Here is a 20,466-nt window from a genome sequence, read left to right as displayed (position 1 = left end):
CGCGGCGCCGCGGCGGGCTGCGCGGAAGACGGCGCCGCCGCGCCGCTATCGGCCGGCTCGGCCACCCGGCTTGCACACCCCGCCAGCGCCAGACCGGACAGGCCCAGCGCGCCGGCGGCCTTGAGCAGGCCGCGCCGTGCGGGGTCCTTCAGAGCGCGCCCCTCGCCTTGCCTTGCGGGCATATGTCATCCTTTTAGATGATGTCTTATTATTCTTATTTATCAATAAGTTAAATGATAAATCGAGAATCCAGATGAAGTCTAAAGCACCCTATTCCAGAATTCACTTCAACTTATTCCAGAATCTACTTTAAGTGCGTAACGGCGCATCCGGCAGGCGAGTTCCGTCTCGAATCCGCCCGCGTTCCGCCTCCGGCATCCTGACCTGCGCCGCTAGAAGCGTTCGTACTCCAGCCGGTAGCGCCACTGCCCCACCGCCAGTCCGGCCATCGGCAGGCGGCCGATGCGGATGCGGCGCAAGGCTTGCAGTTGCAGACCGACGCTTTCACAGGCGTACTCGATGAAGCCCAATGCGGGCGTCTTCAACGCAAAGCGCAGATGGCTTTCGTTCTGCCAACTGACCTTCATCGGCGTGGCCGGCCGGCCCTCATAGGCCAGGCCGCGCTGCAGGCGCGCCAGCGCCGCCGCATCGAGCGTGCCGCGCACCTGCGCGATGTATTCCTGCTCGACATGCCGCCCCTCTTCCAGCAACTTGCGCGCCACCGCGAACTCCTGGGTATAGACCACCAGCCCGCTGGCCGCGCGCTCGAGGGGCGTGGCCAGCTTCAGGCCATTGAACATGCGCTTGAGGTAGCGTTGCCCAGACCGGTCGCCAGGCATGAGGTTGGCTGGCACGACCAGGTTCAGCGCCGATTCGACCGGGTCCGAGGCCGACAGGCCGGCCGGCTTGTGCACCAGCACGCTGACCGGGCGCATTTCTTCCAGGCGGGCGCCGGGCAGCAGGCTGACCGTCTGGCCCGCCCGGACGCGATAGCCGGGCTCCTCGACCACCTTGCCGTCCACGGCGACCCAGCCGCCCTCGATATAGCGCTCGGCGTCGCCGCGCGAACAGGATTTTTCGGTGGCCAGGCGCTTGGCCAGGCGGACGCTGTCGCTCATGGCCGGCCCGCCTGTCGGAGGGTGGCCTGGGAACGGGAAGGGAAAGCAAGCGGCGGGTACGTCGTCATCTCGGATACTGCATCAAAAACGGAAAAGGCCGGCGTCGCGAGGCATCGCGCCAACGCGGTGACAGCGTCTGGCCCGAGATGTTACGCCCTTTCCCGAGGCGGCCGCGGCTCAGGCGCGGTCGCTTCGGGCGGCGGCACCTCGTCGACCCAGGCCTTGAGCAACGTCGAGGTCACCGCCAGGATCACCGGGCCGATGAACAGACCGACGATGCCAAAGGCGAACATGCCGCCCAGCACACCGGCCAGGATCAGCAGCATCGACAGGTTCACGCCGCGCTTGATCAGCATCGGCCGCAGCAGATTGTCGAGCATGGTCACCAGCGCTGCCCACACCAGCAGCAGGATCGCGGCCACTTTCATATCGTTCTGGAACAGCCAGATCACCCCGCCCAGCAACGGCAGGAACGGCCCCAGTTGGGCCAGGCACAGCATCAACATCAGCGCGGTGATGATCCCCGCCGCCGGCACCCCGGCGATCCACAGGCCCAGCCCGCCCAGCGCCGACTGCACCACCGCCGTCACCACGATACCCAGCGCCACGGCGCGTATCGACAGCCCCGCCAGGCGGATCGCCGCCACGCCGCGATGGCCGGCCAGGCGGTTAGCGAAGCGCTGTACGAAATTGGCGGCGACGTCGCCCTGGCTATAGAGAATGCCGGCGATGACGATAGTGATCAGCATGTGCATGACAAACACGCCAACGATGGCCGCATTGCTCAGCAGCCACTTGGCCGCCATGGTCACATAGGGCTCCAGGCGCGCCAGCAGCCCGCCCGCGCCGGCGTCGGCCAGCGCCTGCCATTCCTGCGCGATGCGCGGCCCGCCCAGCGGGATGCCCTGCACCCAGCCCGGCGGCGCCATCAGGGCGTAATCGGGCAGACTCTTGATCGCGGTCATGATGGCGCCGCCATGCAGCGCCAGGGTCGAGATGGCCTGGTACAGCGGCAGCACGATCACCACCAGCAGCACGATCAGCATGGCCACCGTCGCCATCCAGCGTCGGCCGCCGCAGCGCTTTTGCACCGCCAGCATCACCGGCCAGGTGGCCACCACGATGGTGGTGGCCCAGATCAGCCCGAACAGGAAGGGTTTCAGCACGTAGAGGCTGCCGATCATCAGGGCCGACAGGATGACGATGACGAGCAGATTGCGGGCAAGGTCCGCGGGCGGGCGTGAGTTCGGGTTCAAACGGTGCTCCAGGCAGCGGCCGCGCAAGGATCGGGCCGTGTACGAATTTATCCGAAAACCCCGCCGACAACCTTATTTGGCGCCGCCGGGCGTGGGCCGCACCGCCACCCGGGCGGCGATCAGGTGGCGCGTCAGCTCCAGCAACTGCCCATCGCGCGTCCGCAACTGGCCCAGCAGGTCCGCCAACTGGGCGTCGCTGGCCGCCAGCCGCTGGGTCAGGTCCTGTTCGCGGCGACGCGAGGCCTGCAGCGCCTCCTGGGCGACGGCCACGTCGGCCAGTTGCCGGCTCAACTGCGCCTGGGCCTCGCCGCGCGCGGCCAGCGCCTCGGCCTGGGCCGCCCGCAGCCGGTCGGCGGCATCCGATTCCGCGCCGCGCAGGCGCTCGGCCGCCTGAGCCAGCGCCTGGCGCGCCTGTTCGGCCTGTTGCTGCTGGGCGGCCTGGAGTTCATCCAGCCGCGCTTGCAGGCGTTTGACGTTGCCGCGCTCGGCGTCCAGTTCATTGAGCCAGCGGCGCTCGTGAGCGGCATGGCGCTCCTGCGCGGCGGCCAGGGCCTCGGCCTGCTCGCCCCGGGCGCGCTCGGCATCGGCCACGTGCGCCAGCAAGGCATTGCGCGCGTCCGCCAGTTGCCGCTGCTCGATCGCCAGGGCCTCGTCGCGCTGGCGCAACTGCGCCTCGGCCGCCCGCAGGCGTTCCTCGGTGGCGGCCAGTTGCCCGGTCGCCACCTTCAAGCCCTCCTGCAGGTCGCGCTCGCGGTTCTCCAGGTTTGCCTCGCGCTGGCGCAACTGTTCGGTGAGCGCATCGAGCCGCTCGCCCTCTTCGTGCAGCTCGGCCCAGCGCTGGCGGTTGGCCTCGGCCTGTTCGGCGCGGGCGGCGGCCAGCGCCGATTCCCAGAAATGCGCGGCCGCCTGGGCCACTGGTTCGGGCACGGCGGCCGGCGCGGAGAAGGCGCCAGGATCCTGGATGCGGGCCCCCAGCGAACGGAACCAGGATTCCAGGTGCGGACTGACCGTATTGGGGGAGCCTCGCCCGATCTTCTGGCGCACCCGTTCGATGGTCGGCCGCGCCCCTTCCAGCAGCAAGGCGTCGGAGGCACGCCAGACATCCCCTTCCGTAATTCCCGTGGCCATGGCTCGTTTTTCCCGGATCAAGGCGGTTTTTACTCACGATAATGGAATCTTATCGTGAGTAATTTCATATACGCGTTAGATATCATACAGCATATGTATGAAATTATATTTTCAGCGCCATGGGAGGTGTGGCCCCCGCGCGAGAGGTGAAATCTGGCCCAGGCGCGCCCTAACGGGCAACTACCCTGCCCGCGCTCTCCCGGACCAGGGCGGCCAGCCTGTCGGCGGCGGGCGCCAGCCTGCGCCCACGCAGGGTCAGGAGTCCCATCTGGCGCGTCAGGGGCGGCGACAGCCGGCAGATCCGCAGCTCCCTGGGCGGCCTGACGGGCAAGGCCAGGCGCGGAAGAATGGCCACGCCCAGCCCGGCCGCGGCCATCGCGATCAGGGTGTGGGCCTGTATGCACTCGTACTTCGGCGTCAGGCGGATGCGCGCCCGCGCCGCCGCCTGGTCCAGCAGGACGCGCAGCGACGTGGCGTTGCTGAGCAGCAGCAAGGGCAAGCGGGCGACGTCCTTCAGCGCCATGGGGTCCGCCGCATCCGGGTAGAGACGGGGCGCCATCAGCGCGCAGATCTCTTCGGTCACCAGCGGTTCGAAATCGCAGTCGGCGCCCATCGGACCGGGGACCACACCGAAATCCGCCTCGCCCTGCAGCACCTGGGCCTGCACGTCCCCCGACTGCCGCTCCCGCACCGACATCCGCACGCCGGGGTACAGGGTCTCGAACCGGGCCAGCACGGGCGGCAGCAGCGCGGCCGCGGCAATCGGCGTCGCCGCGACCGCCACGTGGCCGGCCTGCAAGGCCTGTGTCTCACGAACCTCCCGCACCCCCGCCTCGACCTCGCGCACGCCGCGCCGCGCGGCGTCGAGCAACTGCTTGCCGGCCGCCGTCAACTGGACACTGCGCGTGGTGCGATGGAACAGCTCGGCGCCGACCTGCGCCTCGAGCAATTTGATCTGCGCGCTGATCGCCGACTGCGAACGATGCACCTGCTCGGACGCGCCGCGAAAGCTCTGGGTCTCCGCGATCAGGAGAAAGGTGCGGAGCAGATTGAAATTGATATCGGAAGCCATTGATTAGTTTTTTTGAATAATCTCACCTGATTTTAGCGATTGTTCTTCATTGAGCGGCCCACTACATTCGCACCCCGACACGCACAGCAAGGAGCAAAGCGTGGCAGTTTCAGTGAGAGCAACACATCTATGAGCATTTCCGTTCTGGTGCTCTGCGAGCTGGGCCCCGCGCAAGAGGCGGCCCTGCGGCAGCGCTATCGACCCACGTTCGCGCTGACGCCCGAAGAGCGGGCCCGCATCGTGCAGACCCGCGGCGCCGAATTCGAGGCGGTGCTGACCATCGGCCTGCTGGGGCTGCGCGCCGATGAAATGGAAAGGCTGCCCCGCCTCAGGCTCGTCGCCAGCATGGGCGCCGGCTACGAGAACATCGACGTGACGGCGGCCAAGGCCCGCGGCATCTGGGTGACCAACGGGCGCGGCGCCAACGACGAATGCGTCGCCGACCATGCCATGGGCATGGTGATCGCGGCGATGCGCGACTTCCGTACCCTGGACCGGCTTTGCCGCGCGGGCGTCTGGCGCACCGCCATCGCCCTGCCCACCCACGTGTCCGGCAAGCGCCTCGGCATCCTGGGCCTGGGGGCGGTGGGCGAACGCATCGCCAGCCGCGCCCAGGCTTTCAGGATGCAGGTCGGCTACCACAACCGCCGCGCGCGGCGGGAATTCGACTATCAGTACTTCGACGACGCGCAGGCGCTGGCGCGCTGGTGCGACGTGCTGGTCTGCGCCATGCCCGGCGGCGCGGCGACCCGGCACATGGTGAATGCGGCCGTGCTGCGGGAACTCGGCCCGGGCGGCTACCTGGTCAATGTCGGCCGGGGCAGCATCGTCGATACGCAGGCCCTGGCCGCCGCGCTGGCCTGCGGCGGCATCGCCGGGGCGGCGCTGGATGTCTACGAAAGCGAACCCGCCCCGCCCCCGGCGCTGATCGCCCAGGACCGCCTGCTGCTGACTCCGCACGTGGGCGGCTGGTCGCCGGAGGCGATCGAAGCCCAGTTCGGGATCTTCATGCTTAACCTGGAGGGCGTGTTCTTCGGGCGGGGGCCTGTCACCCCGGTGTAGCGGCGCCGCGCTCCCCGGCGGGCAGTCTCGCCGCCGCCCGCTCGGGGCGCGTTCAGCCGCGCGCTCAACGTCCCGTTAAGGCGCGTTGAGCATTTGTCGATGGCCGCCCCCGCGCCGCCTTCCTACACTGTGGCCATCAATCCCTGGAGATGGCCATGATCCCCCCGCGCAGCATCCGTCTGGCAACCATTCTGCTTCCGCTCTGCCTGTTGTGGGGCGGCGGCGCCAGCGCCCAGTCCGCCACCGCCCCGGCCGCCTACCCGCAGCGGCCCGTCAACCTGATCGTGGCGTGGCCGCCCGGGGGCGCGGTGGATCTGCTGGCGCGACAGTTAGGCACCGTCCTGGCCAAGGACTTGGGCCAGCCCATCGTGATCGAGAACAAATCGGGCGCCAATGGCTCGATCGGGCATGCCCAGGCGGTGCGCGCCGCGCCCGATGGCTACACCGCCCTGCTGGCCACCAACAGCACCTTCGTGATCGGCCCGCACCTGTACAAGCAGTTGCCGTACCAGCATGAGCGCGACCTGGCCCCGGTGTCGCTGCTGGCCGCCAGTCCCCTGGTGCTGGCCGTCAATCCCGCGCTGAAGGTCAAGACCTTGACGCAACTGCTGGCCCTGGCGCGCGAAAGACCCGGGCGGCTGACCTTTGCCTCAGGCGGCCAGGGATCCACCAGCCACCTGGCGGCCGAACAACTGATGGCCCTGACCGGCATCGAGATGACCCATATCCCCTACCAGGGCGGCGGTCCCGCCGGCACGGCGGTGATGAGCGGCGAAGTCGACATGGCCTTCCTTGACCTGGGCGTCTCGCTGCCGTTCCTGAATTCGGGGCGGCTGCTGCCCCTGGCCGTCTCCAGCGATCAGCGCTCGCCGCTGCTGCCCGAGGTGCCGACCGTGGCCGAATCCGGCGTCAAGGACTTCGAAATCGCCACCGCCTTCGCCGTGTTCGTGCCGGCGCGCACCCCCGCCCCGGTGATCGACCGGCTCCATGGCGCCCTGATCAAGGCGCTCGGCGACGCCGACCTGCGGCAGAAGCTGATCCACCAGGGCGTGATCGTGATGGGCACCAGCCCGGCCGAACTGCGCGACTACACCACGCGTGAAAACCAGCGCTGGGGCAAGATCATCAGCGACCGCCACATTTCGGTGAAATGACATGCGGCGCAACGATTTCCGTATCGCGATCGTCGGGGCCGGCGGCATCGGCTGCGCCACCGCGGCCTATCTGCGGGCCAGCGACCTGCCGGTGGCGATGTGGTCGCCCACCGGGCGGCACCTGCGCCCGCATGCCGAGCCCGGCCGGGCGCGCTTCGACTGCGTCGGCGCGCTGGAAGGCGCCGTGGCGGTCGAACGGCTGGCGCGGCTGTCCGACCTGTCGGACTACAGCCATGTCTTCATCTGCCTGCCCGCATCCCAGTATCAACAGGTCCTGGAAGACGCGGCGCCCCACTGGCGCGACGGCCAGACCCTGATCGTCAGCGGCGCGCTGTCACTGGTGCCGCTGTGGCTGCGGCAGACGGCGGCGGCGCATGGCGCCGACGTCACCGCGGTCGGGTGGAGCACGACTCTCACGACCGCCCACTTCCTGCCCGACGGCCGCCTGCACCTGAACGCGCCGCGCGGCCAGATCGGCATGGCCTGGCTGGCGCCGCGCGCGGGCGGCCGCGACGCACTGGCCGATTGCCAGGCCCTGTTCGGCGACCGGTTCGCGCTGGCCGACAATCTGTTGGCCAGCATCCTGGCCAACATCAATCCGATCGCGCATGCCGCGGAGGTGATCCCCAACCTGACCCGGATGGACCGGGGCGAGGCCTGGCCGCTGTTCGGCCACTTCACGGGGGTGGTCGCCAACATGGCAGAGGCGCTGGACCGGGAGCGGCTGGCGCTGGCCCGAGCCCTGGGGTTCACGCTGCCGACCCTGGCGCAGCACTATTCGCGCTCGTACCACGTGCCGCTGGGCCCGCTCGAGGACATCGCGCGCGCGATCGATGCGCGCGGCGCCGGCCCGCTCGGCCCGGCGCGGCTGGCGCATCGCTACGTGCTGGAGGACGTGCCGTTCGGCCTGGTGTTCCAGGAACGGCTGGCGCGGCTGCTGGGGGTCGACTGCCCGCTGCTGTCCGCCTGCATCACGTTGCTGGAAGCGGTCTACGCGGAGCCGTTCCGGGACCGCAACTACCTGCTGGACTCGGTACTGCCCGACGGCATGTCGGCAGAGGCGTTGCTGGCGGCCTGCAGGAGCGCGTGCGCGGCATCGTGAAAGCGCTCGATGATGTCGTCCTGGTGCCACGGCGTCCGGTACACCATCACGATAGGGATCGGCTCGGGCAGCGCCTGGACCGGCAACGCCGCCAGGCTGCCGCGCGCCAGGCGTTCCTGCACCGTGCGCCGGGCCAGCAGGCTGAGCCCCAGCCGGCGCTCGACCAGTTTGAGGTTGGTGATGGCGTTCATGGACTCGATGGCGGGCGCGATGGGCGGCAGGTTGTTGTCCAGCAGCAACTGCTCGATCATCAGCCGGGCCTGCGTCGGCCGGGCCGGCAGTATCCAGGCCTGCTGCTTCAACTCGCGCCAGGTCCACGGCGCCTCGCGCGGCGCCAGGGCCAGCGGATGATCGCCGGCGCACACCACAATCCACTGTTCCCGGCCCACCGGGCGGATCACCAGCCCCTCCTGACAGAGGCTGCCCAGTTCGGACGAGGTGTTCATGGTCAGCAGGACGTCGATCTCGCCGCTTTCGAGCTTGCGCTGCGTGTCGTCCAGCCTCCCCTCGACGATCTGCACCGGCGGCAAGCCGCCATCGTCCGCCATGCCGCGCAGCACGTCGGGCAGCAACGACCAGGCGATGAAGGGCGGCGCGCCAATGCGCAGGACCGCATCGTGCCCCAGCTTGCGGTCGCGCAGATCATCGGCGAGATTGGCGACCTCGGACAGCAACAGGCGGGCGCGGTGCACCAGGATGTCGCCGTCCCGCGTCAGGCTCACGCCGCGGCCATGCCGCTCGAACACCGTGATGCCCAGCAGCGTCTCGATTTCCCCCAGGCCCTTGCTGACGGCGGCGGTGCTGACGCAGAGCTTCTCACCCGCGGCGCGCATGCTGCCGGTGTCGGCCAGCACCGTCAGCAATTCGAACTGGCGCATCCGCAACGCGGCGATCATGCGATAGGTGGAGTCGTGCATCCGGGCGGCACCTTCAGGGGCGGGTAGCGAAGTAGCGGAATGATAGTATCCACGGGCCGTGCCACGCCAGGCTCCCCGCTCCCGGTCATTTCCCGCCCCGCATGCTGCCCACTTCTCCGGCCCCGCTGCCCCTGCTGGACCCCCGCGCGCTCGACCGCCAGGCCGACGCCGCCATGCGCGACCTGCTGCGCGAGGGTAGTTCGCCCAATACGGCCGCCAGCTATCGCGCCGCGATCCGCTACTGGTCGGCCTGGTTCGGCCTGCGCTATGGCCGGCCCCTCGCGCTGCCGCTGTCCGAGGCGGCGGTGATCCAGTTCGTGGTGGACCACGCCCAGCGGACCGGCGCCCAGGGGCTGACATCGGAGCTGCCGCCGGCGCTGGACAGCGAGTTGGTGCGGATCAAGGCCAAGGGCCGGCTCGGGCCGCCCAGCCTGAACACGCTGTTGCAACGGCTGTCGGTGCTCTCCAAGGCCCATGAGCTGGCCGGGCTGCCCAACCCCTGCCGCGCCGCCGCCGTGCGCGAGCTGCTGGCCCGCACCCGCCGCGCCTATGCCCGCCGGGGCGCGACGCCGGCGCGCAAGGACGCCCTGACGCGCGAACCGCTGCAGGCCCTGCTGGACACCTGCGACGACTCCCTGCGCGGCCTGCGCGACCGGGCGTTGCTGCTGTTCGCCTGGTCCAGCGGCGGCCGGCGGCGGTCCGAGGTGGTCGGGGCGACCGTCGAAAACACGCGCAAGGTGGGCGAGGATTACCTCTATTTGCTCTCGCACTCCAAGACCAACCAGTCCGGCGCCGACCGCGCCCAGGACCGCAAGCCGATCGCCGGCGCGGCGGCGCTGGCCCTGGACGCCTGGCTGGCCGCCAGCGGCATCCGCCAAGGCGCCCTGTTCCGCCGCATCCGCCGTGGCGATGTGATCGGCGAACCGCTCGCCGCCGCCGCGGTGCGCGCCATCGTCCAGGAACGCTGCCGCCTGGCGGGCATCGAGGGCGATTTCTCGGCCCACAGCCTGCGTTCGGGTTTCGTGACCGAAGCCGGCCGCCAGAACGTGCCGTTGGGCGACGCCATGGCCATGACCGGCCATGCCAGCGTGGCCACCGTGATGGGGTATTTCCGCGCCGGCGCCGCGCCCCGCTCGCGCGCGGCGCGCCTGCTGGACACGCCATCCGGGGACGAAACACCGTAGCGCGCCAACCACACCCGCTCGATCCCGGCGAGACCCGAGGCGCGCTTGCATACAATGGCGCCTGCCGGCGCTGCGCAGCGCCGCGCCCATAACGAGACCCATGCCTGCTGTGCTCCCCATGCGAATCAATCTACGCGGCCTGGTGCTCGCGCTTACGATATTCAGCGCCATCGCCGCTACCGCCAACGCCTTGTACGCCAGTTACCGGCTGCAGCGCGAGCAACTCATCACCACCACCCTGGAAGCAAACCGCGTCTACGCCGCCAAGCTGGCGCAGAGCGCCGGCGGTTTTCTCAAGGCGGCCGAACGCCAACTGGGCTACAGCGCGCGCCAGATCGCGGCGCACATGGGCGCCCCGGACATGCTGGCGGCCGAGGTTCGCCGGGTACAGGAGCAGAGCGACACGTTCAATTCGGTGGGCGTGGTGGGCGCCGACGGCGTGCTGCTGGCCACCACCCAGGATTTCCGCAGCTTTGTCGGCACCCGGATCGACAGTCCGGGCAGCCGGGTCGCGCTGCAAAGCCGTCATCCGGTCATCACCAAACCCTATGTCTCGATCGCCGGCAACCTGCTGATCAACCTGTCCTATCCGGTGCTGGCCGCCGACGGCCGCTTCCTGGGCTACATCGCCGGCACCCTGCACCTGCGCAGGGAAAGCGCGCTCAACGACCTGCTGGGCCTGCACCACTACAAAGACGGCTCCTATCTCTATGTGGTGGATGGCGACGGGCGGCTTATCTATCACACCGATGCCAGCCGGGTCGGCGAAGTGGTGAACGGCAATCCGGTGATCGAAGCCGTCATCGAGGGCCAGGCCGGCGCGCGCCGGGTGGTCAATTCACGCGGCGTGGACATGCTGGCCGGCTACGCGCCGGTGCCCGCCAGCGGTTGGGGCGTGGTGGCCCAGCGCCCCACCGCCGTGACACTGGAACCGATCCGCGAGCTGCTGTGGGCGCTGCTGGGCTACGCCGCGCCGCTGGCGTTGGTGTTCCTGCTGGCGATCTGGTGGTGTGCGCGGCAAATCTCGCTGCCGCTGTCGCAACTGGCCACCAACGTCGAACATCATGACGTCGCGGTGGCGATGCAACGGGTCAAGTCGGTGCGCGCCTGGTATTTCGAGGCCGAGCGCCTCAAGCGCGCGGTGATCTGGAGCTTCACCACCCTGCAGGAAAAGATCGGCAAGCTGAACCTGGCCAGCATCACCGACCCGCTGACCGGCCTGCGCAACCGGCGCGGCACGCAGGACGCGGTGGATCACCTGCAGGCTTCGGGCACGCCATTCTCGGTGCTGGCGCTGGACATCGACCATTTCAAGCGGGTCAATGACACCTACGGCCATACCGCGGGCGACAAGGTGATCCAGGACGTGGCGCAGTTGATGCGCGACTGCTCGCGCCCCGGCGACATCCTGTGCCGCAACGGCGGCGAGGAATTCCTGATCCTGCTGCCGGGGGTGGCGCCGACGGAAGCAGTGATCGTGGCCGAGCGGCTGCGCCAACGCACCGCGGAGCGCGACTTCCCACAGGTGGGCGGGATCACGATGTCGGCGGGCGTGGCGCAATGGCCGACCAGCGGGCCGGACGTGGTCCAGGTGTTCCACGCCGCCGACGCCGCCCTCTATGCGGCCAAGCAGCAGGGCCGCAACCGCGTGGTGCTGCACGGCACCCCCTAGGGCCCCGGGGTCGCCGCAAGCCCCCCTAAGCCATCGCCAGCGCCCGGTAGTGGCTGGCGATGGCGGCCGCGAACAGGCCGCCGATTACCGACACGTGCTCCAGCGCGAAGAACAACGCCAGCCTGGCCTGCGGTTCGGGCAGGCGCCAGAAGGCGTGCACGATGAAGATCGTCAGCGCCAGGAACACCGCCAGCGCGGCGGCGGCCAGCCAGACAGCACGGTCCGCCAGGATCAGGATCGAACCGGCCAGCATCAGCGCCGCCACCGCGATGTTGAACAGGCGGGCCGGTTCCAGCCCCGCGCCCCGCATTTCCGCCACCCCGCCCTGGAAATCGATCAGCTTGGCCGCGCCCGAGGCGATGAAAACCACCGCCAGGCACAGCCGCGCGATGAACCAGAGCCAAGAGCTCTGAAGCACGGGTTCGAGGTATTGCGGCGTCTGCATGGGTCCTGCTCCTGATGGTCGGCGTTGTCCCGCCCGCCCGGCGGGCGCGGCGGCAGGCCGGATCCGGCGGGTTGCCAAATCCAGCGCGGCGGACTATAAAACCTCAACTTAACTTGAGGTCAACTTCCATGGCGGGCGACAAGCCGATCGACATCACGCGGCTCATGACGGTGGGCGAAGTCGCCCGGCGCAGCGGGGTGCCGGTCTCGACGATCCACTTCTACGAAACCAAGGGATTGATCCAGAGTTCGCGCAGCGACGGCAACCAGCGCCGCTTTCCCGGCATCGTGCTGCGCTACATCGCCATCATCAAGGTGGCGCAACGCACAGGCATTCCGCTGGAGGAAATCCGCGAGGCCATGTCGCGCTTCCCGCAGGACGGCAACCGCCTCAGTCCGGCGCAATGGAAGGCCCTGTCGTCGCAATGGCGCGCGAACCTGGATGAACGCATCCGCAAGCTGACCCGGCTGCGCGACGAACTGGACAGTTGCATCGGCTGCGGCTGCCTGTCGCTCAAGGACTGTCCGCTGCGCAACCCGGACGACGTGCTCGGCCGCGACGGGCCGGGCCCACGCATCCTGGAACGGCCCTGAGCCGCCCGGCGAGACGTCATGCGGCGCGCGGCGATGGCCTGGCAGCCGCGCAATTACAGTATCCTGCGCGCACAGCCACATCGCATCAGGCCGGCCCATCCGTATGTTGCGCAGTAGATTCTCGATCAAATCACTGGAACGCTATTTCCTGATATTGGCGGCGGGCGTGCTGCTGCCAATGTCGGTCCTGACGGGAATCCTGCTGCTCCAGAGCCGCGCCGCCTATCTCGCCACCGGCGAAGCGCTGCGCGCTTTCGCCATCGTCCGCACCACCATCGCGGCGATGGAAACGGTGTCCGCCGAGCGTGGTCCCATGAATGCCGCCCTGGGCGCCGACTACCCGGTCGGGGCATCCCTGCTGGATGGGCTGCAGGCGGCCCGCGAACGCAGCGACACCCGCATCGCCGAACTGCTGGCGCTGTACCGCGCCCCGCTCAGTCCGAACAGCGCGCGGGAGTTCACCAACATCCAGCGCATCCGCTACGCCCTGATCAAGGCCCGCGCAGACGCCGACGCCCTGATCGCCACGCCGCGCGCCGACATCTCGGGCCAGCGCGTGCTGGCGGCGGTGAACGGCATGGTGGCGCTGGTGCCCGAGCTGCAGGCGGCAATGGCCGAGAGCGCCGGCGTGGTGATGCGGAACGGAGCCGACGCGCCCAATCTGCTGACCCTGGCGTTGCTGGCGAGCGAGCTGCACGAACAGGCGGGCCTGCTGGGCTCGACCTTCACGCCGGCGCTTGCCAAGCACCGCCAACTGACCGAGTCCGACGAATACCGCATTGAACGGGTGCTGGGACGCATCGACCAGTTGCACGACCTGCTGGAGATGCGCCTGGCGACGCGGCCGGACCTGCGCGAGTCGCTGGCCTACGGCGACCTGCGGCATTTCTATTTCGGCGAAGGCATGCGCTATCTGGCGGAAGTGCGCGACATGGCGGCGCTGCAACCCGGCGGCGCCACCATCAGCGCGCGCGAGCTGGCCGCGACCTACGTGCCGCTGATGCATGCCATCAGCCAGTTCCGCGACCTGATGCTGGACCTGATGGAGGCGAGCATGCGCGAGCATCGGCGCGACGCGATCCGCTTGCTGGTCATCACACTGGTAGCCGCCACCGCGCTGGCGGCCGCGCTGATGCTGTCGCTGCGGCAGTTTCGCCGGCGCGTGATACGGCCGTTCGTGCAGGCCACCCGCATCATCGGCGCCATCGCCAACGGCACGCCCGTCGCCGCGATCCCCGTGGGCAAGTACCGCGGCGAGGTCGACGGCATGTTCGAGGCGCTGAGCGTGCTCAAGGACAACGCCGCCGCGCGCAAACGCGCCGAACTGGAGCGCGACCGCCTGATCGTCGACCTGGCGGTGATGGCGGAGACCGACTTCCTGACCGGCCTGCTCAACCGCCGCGCCTTCGAGAGCCGCCTCGATCAGGCCCTGTCGCAATGGCGCGACGCCGGCACGGCATTGGCCTTCATCCTGTTCGACATCGACGATTTCAAGGGCATCAACGACACCTACGGCCACGCCAGCGGCGACCAAGCCCTGAAAACGGTGGCCGACCTGTGCCGGCAGACCTGGCGGCAGGCGGATGTGGTCGCGCGGGTGGGCGGCGAGGAATTCGCCGTGCTGTGCCGGGCCCACAAGGCCGCCGAGGCGGTGGAGATGGCCGAACGCATGCGGCAGCGCATCGCGCGGGCCAGGGTGGCGGCGGAAAACGGCGCGGTGTTCGCGCTGACCGCCAGCTTCGGCGTGGCGCTCGCGCGCGGCCCCGGCATCGAGACGGCGGACAGCTTGTTCCGCCGCGCCGACGAACTGCTCTATCGGGCCAAGGTGGATGGCAAGAACGGGGTGGCGCCGGAAAACACCGACTGACGGCGGACGCCTTTGCGCCGCCAAAAAAAAGCCGCGTCGGAGTCGACGCGGCGTTGTTGCCTTGGAGGGGTCAGTCAGGAACGCGGGTCGCGTTCTTGTCCTGGGCGGCCTCGGAAGTTTCCGGGCGGGTGGAGGTTTCGGGGTCCGGGCGCGAACCTGGCGCCTTCCAGTTCAGCGGCGGAACTTCGAAGCGCGGTTTCTTGGCGATCAGTTGGGACATGTGCGTACTCTCCTGTGTGCGATGTCGGCCTGCCCTGCGCAGGGAACGACTCGGATATCCAGCGCGCCCGGGATGCCCTGGCGGCGATGCAAGGCAGGCATCAGGACCGGGCGCCAGGGCATGGCCCTGGGGTCGTCGGCAAAGCCGGCGGCGAAGCAAGACGCTTCGATGGACCCCGCTTTGGGGGAAGGCCAAGGCCTGCGCGCGGCATTGGCTTGGCGGCATCCGGAAAAATTGCCGGCTTGTTGTGTGACGATCTAAGTATTTTAGTATTAATTAACAGATAAAGCAAGCATCTTGAGATTGGCTTATGTATCTGAATGGTGCGGCGCCCCCTGCACCCGACGCCCGGACAGGGACGGCACAGCAAGTGAACCGAGCCCGTGCGTGGGGGGCGCGCTCACCGCCTGACCGACTCGCTTGACCGAAGAGAATGATCGTTCTACTATTGCCTCCATCGCATATAGAACGATCATTCTCAGCCATGCCCGACACGCCCAACCTCCCGCCCGACGACGCGCGCCTGCGCCTGCTCCAGGCCACCGAACGGCTGGTCTACGCCGGGGGCATCCACGCCACAGGCATGGATCTCATCGTCAAGACCTCCGGCGTGGCGCGCAAGCGCGTGTATCAGTACTACCCGAACAAGGATGCGCTGGTGGCCGCGGCCCTGCGGGCGCGCGACGAACGCTGGATGCGCTGGTTCGTCGACGCCACGTCGCGGGCGGCCACCCCCAGGGCGCGGTTGCTGTCCATGTTCGACGCCTTGCGTGAATGGTTCGCCAGCGAGGACTTTCGCGGCTGCGCGTTCCTCAATGCCGCCGGCGAAATCGGCGATGAAGCCAGTCCGGTGCTGGCGGTGGCACGCGAACACAAGGCGCGGCTGCTCGACCACATCCGCGCGCGGGTCCGCGATGCCGATCTGCCCGAGCCCGACGAGGCCGCCGCGCAATTGCTGGTGCTGATCGACGGCGCCATTGCGGTGGCGCTGGTCTCGCGCGATCCGGCCATCGCCGACAGCGCGCGCCGCGCCGCCGCCGCGCTGCTGGGCACCGGGGACTGAGGCCATGACCCTGCCCGCCCCTTGCGCCCGGCCACGCTCGTGGCATTCCCGTTTTTTCCACCCGCCTGCGAGGCCAGCGCGATGACATCGACCCCCACTACCCGCCCCCCTCTTCCTCCCTTCACCCGCGACAGCGCGGCGCAAAAGGTGCGCCTGGCCGAAGATGGCTGGAACAGCCGCGACCCCGACAAGGTCGCGCTCGCCTACAGCCTGGATACGCGCTGGCGCAACCGCGCCGAGTTCGTCAACAGCCGCGAGCAAGCGCGCGCCTTCCTGGCCCGCAAATGGGCCAAGGAACTGGACTACCGACTCATCAAGGAACTGTGGGCCCACGACGGCAACCGCATCGCCGTGCGCTACGCCTATGAATGGCACGACGATTCCGGCAACTGGTTCCGTTCGTACGGCAACGAAAACTGGGAGTTCGGCGAGGACGGCCTGATGACGCACCGCTACGCCTGCATCAACGACCTGCCGATCCGGGAAGCCGACCGCAAGTTCCACTGGCCCCTGGGCCGGCGTCCCGACGATCACCCGGGGCTGTCCGAACTCGGCCTCTGAACCCACGGTGCGACGCTCGGCGGCGAGCCCCTTGCCCGCAGGGCGTCGTCGACGCCCCGCCTCGCGGCGGCGACAAGCGGGCCTCGCGGTCCCGGGCTCGACGATCAGCGTTAACGGCCCCTAGGGATTTCCCGTGTTTTTTCCACGCGCTCCGCCTTGCGTGGAATTTTTTTCCATTTCCTGAAAGGTATTCGGAAGTTTGGATTCTTAGACTCCCGCATTCATTGGAATGTCAGCTTTCATTCAGGCCGAAGTCAGTCCGAATGAAAACCACAACAAAGGGAGGAATGAATCCAATGCAATCAAGACGCAGCGTCATCAAGCGCGAGGCGTGGGCCGCGGGCACGATGATCGTGCTCGGCCTGGGCGCCATCGCGCAGGCATCCACGTACACCCTGGGCAGCCTGGCCCGCATGGGCCCCGGCCTGTTTCCCGCCATTCTCGGCGTGCTGCTGGTCCTGCTGGGCCTGATCATCGCGCGCATGGCCTACTCGCCAATGATTACGGAAGAGGACGCCGAAGAGGTCCCGCCGCCCGAGTGGCGCGGCTGGGGGTGCATCATCGGCGGTCTCCTGACCTTCATCCTGCTGGGCAAGTATGGCGGCCTCGTGCCCGCCACCTTCGCGCTGGTCTTCATCTCGGCCATGGGCGATCGCCAGCACACGCCGCGCAGCGCCGCGCTGCTGGCCGTGGGGGTGACCATTCTCGGCGTGGCCGTTTTCTCGTGGGCGCTGCAGTTGCAGTTTCCGCTGTTCCGCTGGGGCTGATCGATGGAAATCCTCAATAACCTGATGCATGGCTTTTCGGTCGCGTTCGCGCTCGACAACCTGCTGTGGGCCGTGTTCGGCGTGTTCATGGGCAACCTGATCGGCGTGCTGCCGGGCATGGGCGTGCTGGCCGCCATCTCGATCCTGTTGCCGCTGACCTACACCATGACCCCGACCGCCGCGCTGGTGATGCTGTCGGGCATCTACTACGGCTCGCAGTACGGCGGCGGCATCACCTCGATCATGCTGAACCTGCCGGGCACCGCCTCGCACGCCGTGGCCTGCCTGGACGGCAATCCGCTGGCGCGCAACGGCAAGGCCGGCTCGGCGCTGTTCATGCTGATGTTCTCGTCGTTCTGCGGCGCGTCCGTCGGCATCCTGGCGATGATCCTGTTCTCGCCGCTGCTGGTCGACGTGGCCTTCAAGTTCGGCCCGGCCGAGTATTTCTCGATGATGATGCTGGGCCTGCTGGCCGGGGCCACGCTGGCCAAGGGCTCGGCGATCAAGGGCGTGGCGATGGTGGTGGTCGGCCTGCTGCTGGGCGTGATCGGCACCGACGTCAACACCGGCACCATGCGCTTTCACTTCGGCATCCTCGAACTGAGCGACGGCCTGCAGATCGTGGCGCTGGCGATGGGCCTGTTCGGCGTGGCCGACTTCCTCAAGAACATCAACCAGATCGGCGGCGACACCAAGGTCACCAGCACCAAGGTCAGCATGAAGTCGATGCGGCCCGAGGCCGGCGACATCAAGCAGTCGCGCGGCGCCCTGGTGCGCGGCACCGCCATCGGCGCGGCCTTCGGCATCCTGCCGGGCACCGGCCCGACCATCGCCTCGTTCATCTCGTACGCGGTGGAAAAGAAGGTGGCACGCGAGCCGCGCCGCTTCGGTCGCGGCGCCATCGAGGGCATCGCCGGCCCCGAGGCCGCCACCAGCGCCTCGACCCAGACCAGCTTCATCCCCACCATGAGCCTGGGCATCCCGGGCGACCCGGTGATGGCGCTGATGCTGGGCGCGCTGATCATTCACGGCATCCAGCCGGGTCCGCAGATGATGGTCGAGCACGCCGACATGTTCTGGGGGCTGATCGCCAGTTTCTGGGTTGGCAACGTGCTGCTGTTGCTGCTGAACCTGCCGCTGATCGGCATGTGGGTGCGCCTGTTGACCGTGCCGTTCCGCTATCTGTTCCCGGCGGCGCTGTTCTTCGTCTGCGTCGGCGTCTATAGCACCAACAACAACCTGTTCGACGTGGGCATGGTGACCTTGTTCGGGGCGGCGGGCTATGCGCTGATCCGACTGCGCTTCGAACCGGCGCCGCTGCTGCTGGGCTTCGTGCTCGGGCCGATGGTGGAAGAGAATTTCCGCCGCGCCCTGCTGCTGTCGCGCGGCGACCTGTCGATCTTCGTGACGCGCCCGATCAGCCTGGGCTTCGTGCTGGCCTGCGTGATGCTGATCGCGTTGCTGCTGGTGTCGGCCGTGAGGCAGAAGCACAAGGCGCAAGCCGCACTGGAACAAGCGCGCACGGCGGCCTGACCGGCCTCGACGGTGTGACCCACAGCCGCCCTCGGGCGGCTGTTTTTCCTGGCGCGAAAGACTCGTCGCGCGGGCGGACAACGGCCCGCTAGGCCTCGGGCGGCGCCGCCGGCCCCACGACGTGGCCATCGATATGGCCCAGCGGCCGGCCCGGATCGAGCCGGTCGCGCACCCGCTGCTTGAGCACCTTGGCTTCCGGAAAACCGCCGTCGCGCTTGCGGTCCCAAATCAGTTCGCCATCGTAGGTGATCTGGAAGATGCCGCCGGTGCCGGGCTGCAGCACCACCTCGCCCAGGTCGGTGGAGAACGTGGACAGCAGCTCCTGCGCCATCCAGCCGGCGCGCAGCAGCCATTGGCACTGGGTGCAGTAGAGGATGACGATGCGGGGACGATGAGCGTCGGGCTGGGTGGCGGTCTGCATGGCGCGGATCATTCTACGCCAGCCAGGGGCGGGCGGCGCGGATCGCCAGTCGTGGATAATGTCAGGTTTTCCCGCGCGCGCGGTGCGCCCCGAGTCCGCCAATGAAGTCTGTATTACCCGCCCGCAGCCAACGCTGGCTGATCGGCCTCCTGATGGGCCTGGTCACCCTGACACCGATGGGCATCGACATCTACCTGCCCTCCCTGCCCGCCATGGCCGTCGGCTTCGGCCAATCGATCAGCGCGCTGCAGGCCAGCATCACCCTCTTCATCTTCTCGGTCGGCGTCGGCCAGATCCTGATCGGCCCGCTGGCCGACCGCCATGGCCGCCGGCCGGTGGCGCTGGGCGGCGCGCTGGCCTACCTGGCCGGGTCGGCGCTGGGCGCCGCGGCCAATACGCTGGAGCTGTTCTACGCGGCCCGCGTGATCCAGGGCCTGGGCGCCTGCTCGGCTTCGCTGGTGGCATTCGCGGCGGTGCGCGACCGCTTCAGCCCGGCGGTCGGGGCGCGTGTCTACAGCTATCTGAACGGCGCATTGTGCACGGTGCCGGCGCTGGCGCCGATGCTGGGCGGCGCGCTGGCGGTGCATGCCGGCTGGCGCAGCACCTTCGTCTTCATGGTGCTGTTCGCACTGGCGCTGGCCGCGTTGCTGGCGCGGCGTTTCACCGAAACCCGCGCGGCCGCGCCGGCGCGCGGCACGCCCCTGTACAGCCTGCGCCGCTACGCGCCCATTGCGGCCAGCGGCCGCTTCCTTTACTTCGCCATTTTCGGCATGGCCGGCATGGCCATGATCCTGGTGTTCGTGTCGGCCGCGCCGGTGGTGCTGGTGCAGCAGCTCGGCTATTCGGAGCTGGGGTTTTCAGCCTGGTTTGGCGGCAACGCCGCCATCAACATCGCGGCGTTCTTCCTGGCGCCGGTGTTCATTGCGCGCTTCGGCCGCTATGCCATGCTGCGGGTCGGCATGATGGCGCTGCTGGCGGCCGCGCTGCTGCACCTGGCCGCCTGGCGCTGGGCGCCCGCGGCCGCTTGGATTTTCATGCTGCCGGTGGCGGTGCTCACCGTCGGCTTTTCGCTGGCGCTGGGTTCGGCGCTGAGCCTGGCGCTGGAACCCTTCGCCGATCGCGCCGGCACCGCCGCCGCGGTCTATGGGCTGTTCCAGATGAGCGGCTCGGCTGTCATCGCCACCGCCCTGCTGGACCAGGGTGTGGCCCCGCAAGCGGCGATGGGCCTGATCGGCGTAGTGATCGTGGGGCCGCTGCTCTGCCTGTCGGGCGTGATGGCCCGCCGCGTCGCCGCGTCTTCGCACTGAGCGCCCGGCCCACGCCGTCCGGCG

20 protein-coding genes and 1 pseudogene are annotated in these 20,466 nt (G+C 68.7%); 12 read left to right on the top strand and 9 right to left on the bottom strand.

All coding sequences use genetic code 11. The features are described 5' to 3' along the window. The 5 genes and pseudogenes from HV783_RS25725 to HV783_RS25705 form a co-directional block, all read right to left on the bottom strand. A pseudogene (locus HV783_RS25725) lies at nt 1-182 on the bottom strand (hypothetical protein); the annotation flags it as partial. Between the two features lie 210 nt (nt 183-392). Continuing rightward, nucleotides 393-1,118 (bottom strand): RNA pseudouridine synthase, encoded by a 726-nt coding sequence (locus HV783_RS25720; protein WP_064528504.1) that lies wholly within the window; start codon nt 1,116-1,118, stop codon nt 393-395. 149 nt (nt 1,119-1,267) lie between these two features. Further along, complete coding sequence (ydiK, locus tag HV783_RS25715) at nt 1,268-2,374, bottom strand: AI-2E family transporter YdiK (RefSeq protein ID WP_175190132.1); 1,107 nt, start codon at nt 2,372-2,374, stop codon at nt 1,268-1,270. A gap of 72 nt (nt 2,375-2,446) precedes the next feature. Next, entirely contained in the window at nt 2,447-3,502 is a 1,056-nt protein-coding gene (locus tag HV783_RS25710; protein ID WP_175190131.1) for a DNA-binding protein, read from the bottom strand. Nucleotides 3,503-3,671: 169 nt separating this feature from the next. Continuing rightward, nucleotides 3,672-4,574: a LysR family transcriptional regulator gene (locus HV783_RS25705; RefSeq protein WP_175190130.1), complete on the bottom strand. Its 903-nt coding sequence runs from the start codon at nt 4,572-4,574 to the stop codon at nt 3,672-3,674. A gap of 129 nt (nt 4,575-4,703) precedes the next feature. Here HV783_RS25705 and HV783_RS25700 point away from each other — a divergent pair, with 129 nt between their 5' ends. The 3 genes from HV783_RS25700 to HV783_RS25690 all read left to right on the top strand — a co-directional run bounded on the left by HV783_RS25700 (nt 4,704) and on the right by HV783_RS25690 (nt 7,892). Further along, nucleotides 4,704-5,636, top strand: a complete 933-nt coding sequence (locus HV783_RS25700) for a 2-hydroxyacid dehydrogenase (RefSeq protein WP_175167835.1) — start codon at nt 4,704-4,706, stop codon at nt 5,634-5,636. Nucleotides 5,637-5,791: 155 nt separating this feature from the next. Then, nucleotides 5,792-6,790 (top strand): Bug family tripartite tricarboxylate transporter substrate binding protein, encoded by a 999-nt coding sequence (locus HV783_RS25695; protein WP_175190129.1) that lies wholly within the window; start codon nt 5,792-5,794, stop codon nt 6,788-6,790. Between the two features lies 1 nt (nt 6,791). Further along, nucleotides 6,792-7,892, top strand: coding sequence for an NAD/NADP octopine/nopaline dehydrogenase family protein (locus HV783_RS25690; RefSeq protein ID WP_064528510.1), 1,101 nt, complete (start codon nt 6,792-6,794; stop codon nt 7,890-7,892). On the opposite strand, the gene HV783_RS25685 is transcribed toward HV783_RS25690, so the two are convergent. Beyond that, nucleotides 7,808-8,809 carry a LysR family transcriptional regulator gene (locus tag HV783_RS25685; protein WP_081273664.1) on the bottom strand — a complete coding sequence of 334 codons (1,002 nt, stop codon included), beginning with the start codon at nt 8,807-8,809 and terminating at the stop codon, nt 7,808-7,810. The genes HV783_RS25690 and HV783_RS25685 overlap by 85 nt on opposite strands. A 101-nt stretch (nt 8,810-8,910) precedes the next feature. Here HV783_RS25685 and HV783_RS25680 point away from each other — a divergent pair, with 101 nt between their 5' ends. Both HV783_RS25680 and HV783_RS25675 read left to right on the top strand, forming a co-directional pair. Continuing rightward, the gene (locus HV783_RS25680; RefSeq protein WP_175190128.1) at nt 8,911-9,993 is read left to right on the top strand and encodes a site-specific integrase; all 1,083 of its coding nucleotides are present in this window, start codon (nt 8,911-8,913) and stop codon (nt 9,991-9,993) included. A 118-nt stretch (nt 9,994-10,111) separates the two neighbouring features. Beyond that, nucleotides 10,112-11,665 carry a sensor domain-containing diguanylate cyclase gene (locus tag HV783_RS25675; RefSeq protein WP_116793478.1) on the top strand — a complete coding sequence of 518 codons (1,554 nt, stop codon included), beginning with the start codon at nt 10,112-10,114 and terminating at the stop codon, nt 11,663-11,665. A gap of 25 nt (nt 11,666-11,690) precedes the next feature. Here HV783_RS25675 and HV783_RS25670 read toward each other — a convergent pair whose 3' ends face one another. Continuing rightward, nucleotides 11,691-12,110: a DoxX family protein gene (locus tag HV783_RS25670; protein ID WP_054502528.1), complete on the bottom strand. Its 420-nt coding sequence runs from the start codon at nt 12,108-12,110 to the stop codon at nt 11,691-11,693. 128 nt (nt 12,111-12,238) lie between these two features. Between HV783_RS25670 and soxR the strand changes: the two genes are divergently transcribed. Next, a complete protein-coding gene (gene soxR / locus HV783_RS25665; RefSeq protein ID WP_054502529.1) occupies nt 12,239-12,703 on the top strand; it encodes a redox-sensitive transcriptional activator SoxR in 465 nt (154 codons plus the stop codon). 103 nt (nt 12,704-12,806) lie between these two features. Then, a complete protein-coding gene (locus HV783_RS25660; protein ID WP_116793477.1) occupies nt 12,807-14,570 on the top strand; it encodes a GGDEF domain-containing protein in 1,764 nt (587 codons plus the stop codon). A 70-nt stretch (nt 14,571-14,640) separates the two neighbouring features. Here the strand turns inward: HV783_RS25660 and HV783_RS25655 are convergent, their stop codons facing one another. Further along, entirely contained in the window at nt 14,641-14,790 is a 150-nt protein-coding gene (locus HV783_RS25655) for a hypothetical protein (protein ID WP_155755625.1), read from the bottom strand. 484 nt (nt 14,791-15,274) lie between these two features. Between HV783_RS25655 and HV783_RS25650 the strand changes: the two genes are divergently transcribed. The 4 genes from HV783_RS25650 (at nt 15,275) to HV783_RS25635 (ending at nt 18,714) form a co-directional block, all read left to right on the top strand. Further along, a complete protein-coding gene (locus tag HV783_RS25650) occupies nt 15,275-15,853 on the top strand; it encodes a TetR/AcrR family transcriptional regulator (RefSeq protein ID WP_175190127.1) in 579 nt (192 codons plus the stop codon). 81 nt (nt 15,854-15,934) lie between these two features. Further along, entirely contained in the window at nt 15,935-16,414 is a 480-nt protein-coding gene (locus HV783_RS25645) for a nuclear transport factor 2 family protein (RefSeq protein ID WP_116793475.1), read from the top strand. A gap of 296 nt (nt 16,415-16,710) precedes the next feature. Next, the gene (locus HV783_RS25640; RefSeq protein ID WP_054502533.1) at nt 16,711-17,181 is read left to right on the top strand and encodes a tripartite tricarboxylate transporter TctB family protein; all 471 of its coding nucleotides are present in this window, start codon (nt 16,711-16,713) and stop codon (nt 17,179-17,181) included. A gap of 3 nt (nt 17,182-17,184) precedes the next feature. Continuing rightward, nucleotides 17,185-18,714, top strand: coding sequence for a tripartite tricarboxylate transporter permease (locus HV783_RS25635; RefSeq protein ID WP_054502534.1), 1,530 nt, complete (start codon nt 17,185-17,187; stop codon nt 18,712-18,714). A gap of 88 nt (nt 18,715-18,802) precedes the next feature. Here HV783_RS25635 and HV783_RS25630 read toward each other — a convergent pair whose 3' ends face one another. Next, the gene (locus tag HV783_RS25630; RefSeq protein WP_116793554.1) at nt 18,803-19,135 is read right to left on the bottom strand and encodes an Rdx family protein; all 333 of its coding nucleotides are present in this window, start codon (nt 19,133-19,135) and stop codon (nt 18,803-18,805) included. Between the two features lie 101 nt (nt 19,136-19,236). Between HV783_RS25630 and HV783_RS25625 the strand changes: the two genes are divergently transcribed. Continuing rightward, the gene (locus tag HV783_RS25625) at nt 19,237-20,442 is read left to right on the top strand and encodes a multidrug effflux MFS transporter (protein WP_175190126.1); all 1,206 of its coding nucleotides are present in this window, start codon (nt 19,237-19,239) and stop codon (nt 20,440-20,442) included. Nucleotides 20,443-20,466: the final 24 nt, after the last annotated feature.

Origin of the sequence: Achromobacter dolens (assembly GCF_902859745.1) — a bacterium.
Lineage (GTDB): Bacteria > Pseudomonadota > Gammaproteobacteria > Burkholderiales > Burkholderiaceae_B > Achromobacter > Achromobacter dolens.
This window is presented reverse-complemented; position numbering and strand designations above follow the sequence as displayed.

What these genes read in the sequence shown, in the direction of transcription:
- HV783_RS25690 (WP_064528510.1), top strand. Translation starts at nt 6,792, where the DNA reads ATGCGGCGCAACGATTTCCGTATCGCGATCGTCGGGGCCGGCGGCATC.
- HV783_RS25675 (WP_116793478.1), top strand. Translation starts at nt 10,112, where the DNA reads ATGCGAATCAATCTACGCGGCCTGGTGCTCGCGCTTACGATATTCAGC.
- HV783_RS25720 (WP_064528504.1), bottom strand. Translation starts at nt 1,118, where the DNA reads ATGAGCGACAGCGTCCGCCTGGCCAAGCGCCTGGCCACCGAAAAATCC.
- HV783_RS25630 (WP_116793554.1), bottom strand. Translation starts at nt 19,135, where the DNA reads ATGCAGACCGCCACCCAGCCCGACGCTCATCGTCCCCGCATCGTCATC.
- HV783_RS25645 (WP_116793475.1), top strand. Translation starts at nt 15,935, where the DNA reads ATGACATCGACCCCCACTACCCGCCCCCCTCTTCCTCCCTTCACCCGC.
- HV783_RS25700 (WP_175167835.1), top strand. Translation starts at nt 4,704, where the DNA reads ATGAGCATTTCCGTTCTGGTGCTCTGCGAGCTGGGCCCCGCGCAAGAG.
- HV783_RS25670 (WP_054502528.1), bottom strand. Translation starts at nt 12,110, where the DNA reads ATGCAGACGCCGCAATACCTCGAACCCGTGCTTCAGAGCTCTTGGCTC.
- HV783_RS25625 (WP_175190126.1), top strand. Translation starts at nt 19,237, where the DNA reads ATGAAGTCTGTATTACCCGCCCGCAGCCAACGCTGGCTGATCGGCCTC.
- HV783_RS25640 (WP_054502533.1), top strand. Translation starts at nt 16,711, where the DNA reads ATGCAATCAAGACGCAGCGTCATCAAGCGCGAGGCGTGGGCCGCGGGC.
- HV783_RS25710 (WP_175190131.1), bottom strand. Translation starts at nt 3,502, where the DNA reads ATGGCCACGGGAATTACGGAAGGGGATGTCTGGCGTGCCTCCGACGCC.
- soxR (WP_054502529.1), top strand. Translation starts at nt 12,239, where the DNA reads ATGGCGGGCGACAAGCCGATCGACATCACGCGGCTCATGACGGTGGGC.
- HV783_RS25705 (WP_175190130.1), bottom strand. Translation starts at nt 4,574, where the DNA reads ATGGCTTCCGATATCAATTTCAATCTGCTCCGCACCTTTCTCCTGATC.
- HV783_RS25685 (WP_081273664.1), bottom strand. Translation starts at nt 8,809, where the DNA reads ATGCACGACTCCACCTATCGCATGATCGCCGCGTTGCGGATGCGCCAG.
- HV783_RS25660 (WP_116793477.1), top strand. Translation starts at nt 12,807, where the DNA reads ATGTTGCGCAGTAGATTCTCGATCAAATCACTGGAACGCTATTTCCTG.
- HV783_RS25680 (WP_175190128.1), top strand. Translation starts at nt 8,911, where the DNA reads ATGCTGCCCACTTCTCCGGCCCCGCTGCCCCTGCTGGACCCCCGCGCG.
- HV783_RS25635 (WP_054502534.1), top strand. Translation starts at nt 17,185, where the DNA reads ATGGAAATCCTCAATAACCTGATGCATGGCTTTTCGGTCGCGTTCGCG.
- HV783_RS25655 (WP_155755625.1), bottom strand. Translation starts at nt 14,790, where the DNA reads ATGTCCCAACTGATCGCCAAGAAACCGCGCTTCGAAGTTCCGCCGCTG.
- HV783_RS25695 (WP_175190129.1), top strand. Translation starts at nt 5,792, where the DNA reads ATGATCCCCCCGCGCAGCATCCGTCTGGCAACCATTCTGCTTCCGCTC.
- HV783_RS25650 (WP_175190127.1), top strand. Translation starts at nt 15,275, where the DNA reads ATGCCCGACACGCCCAACCTCCCGCCCGACGACGCGCGCCTGCGCCTG.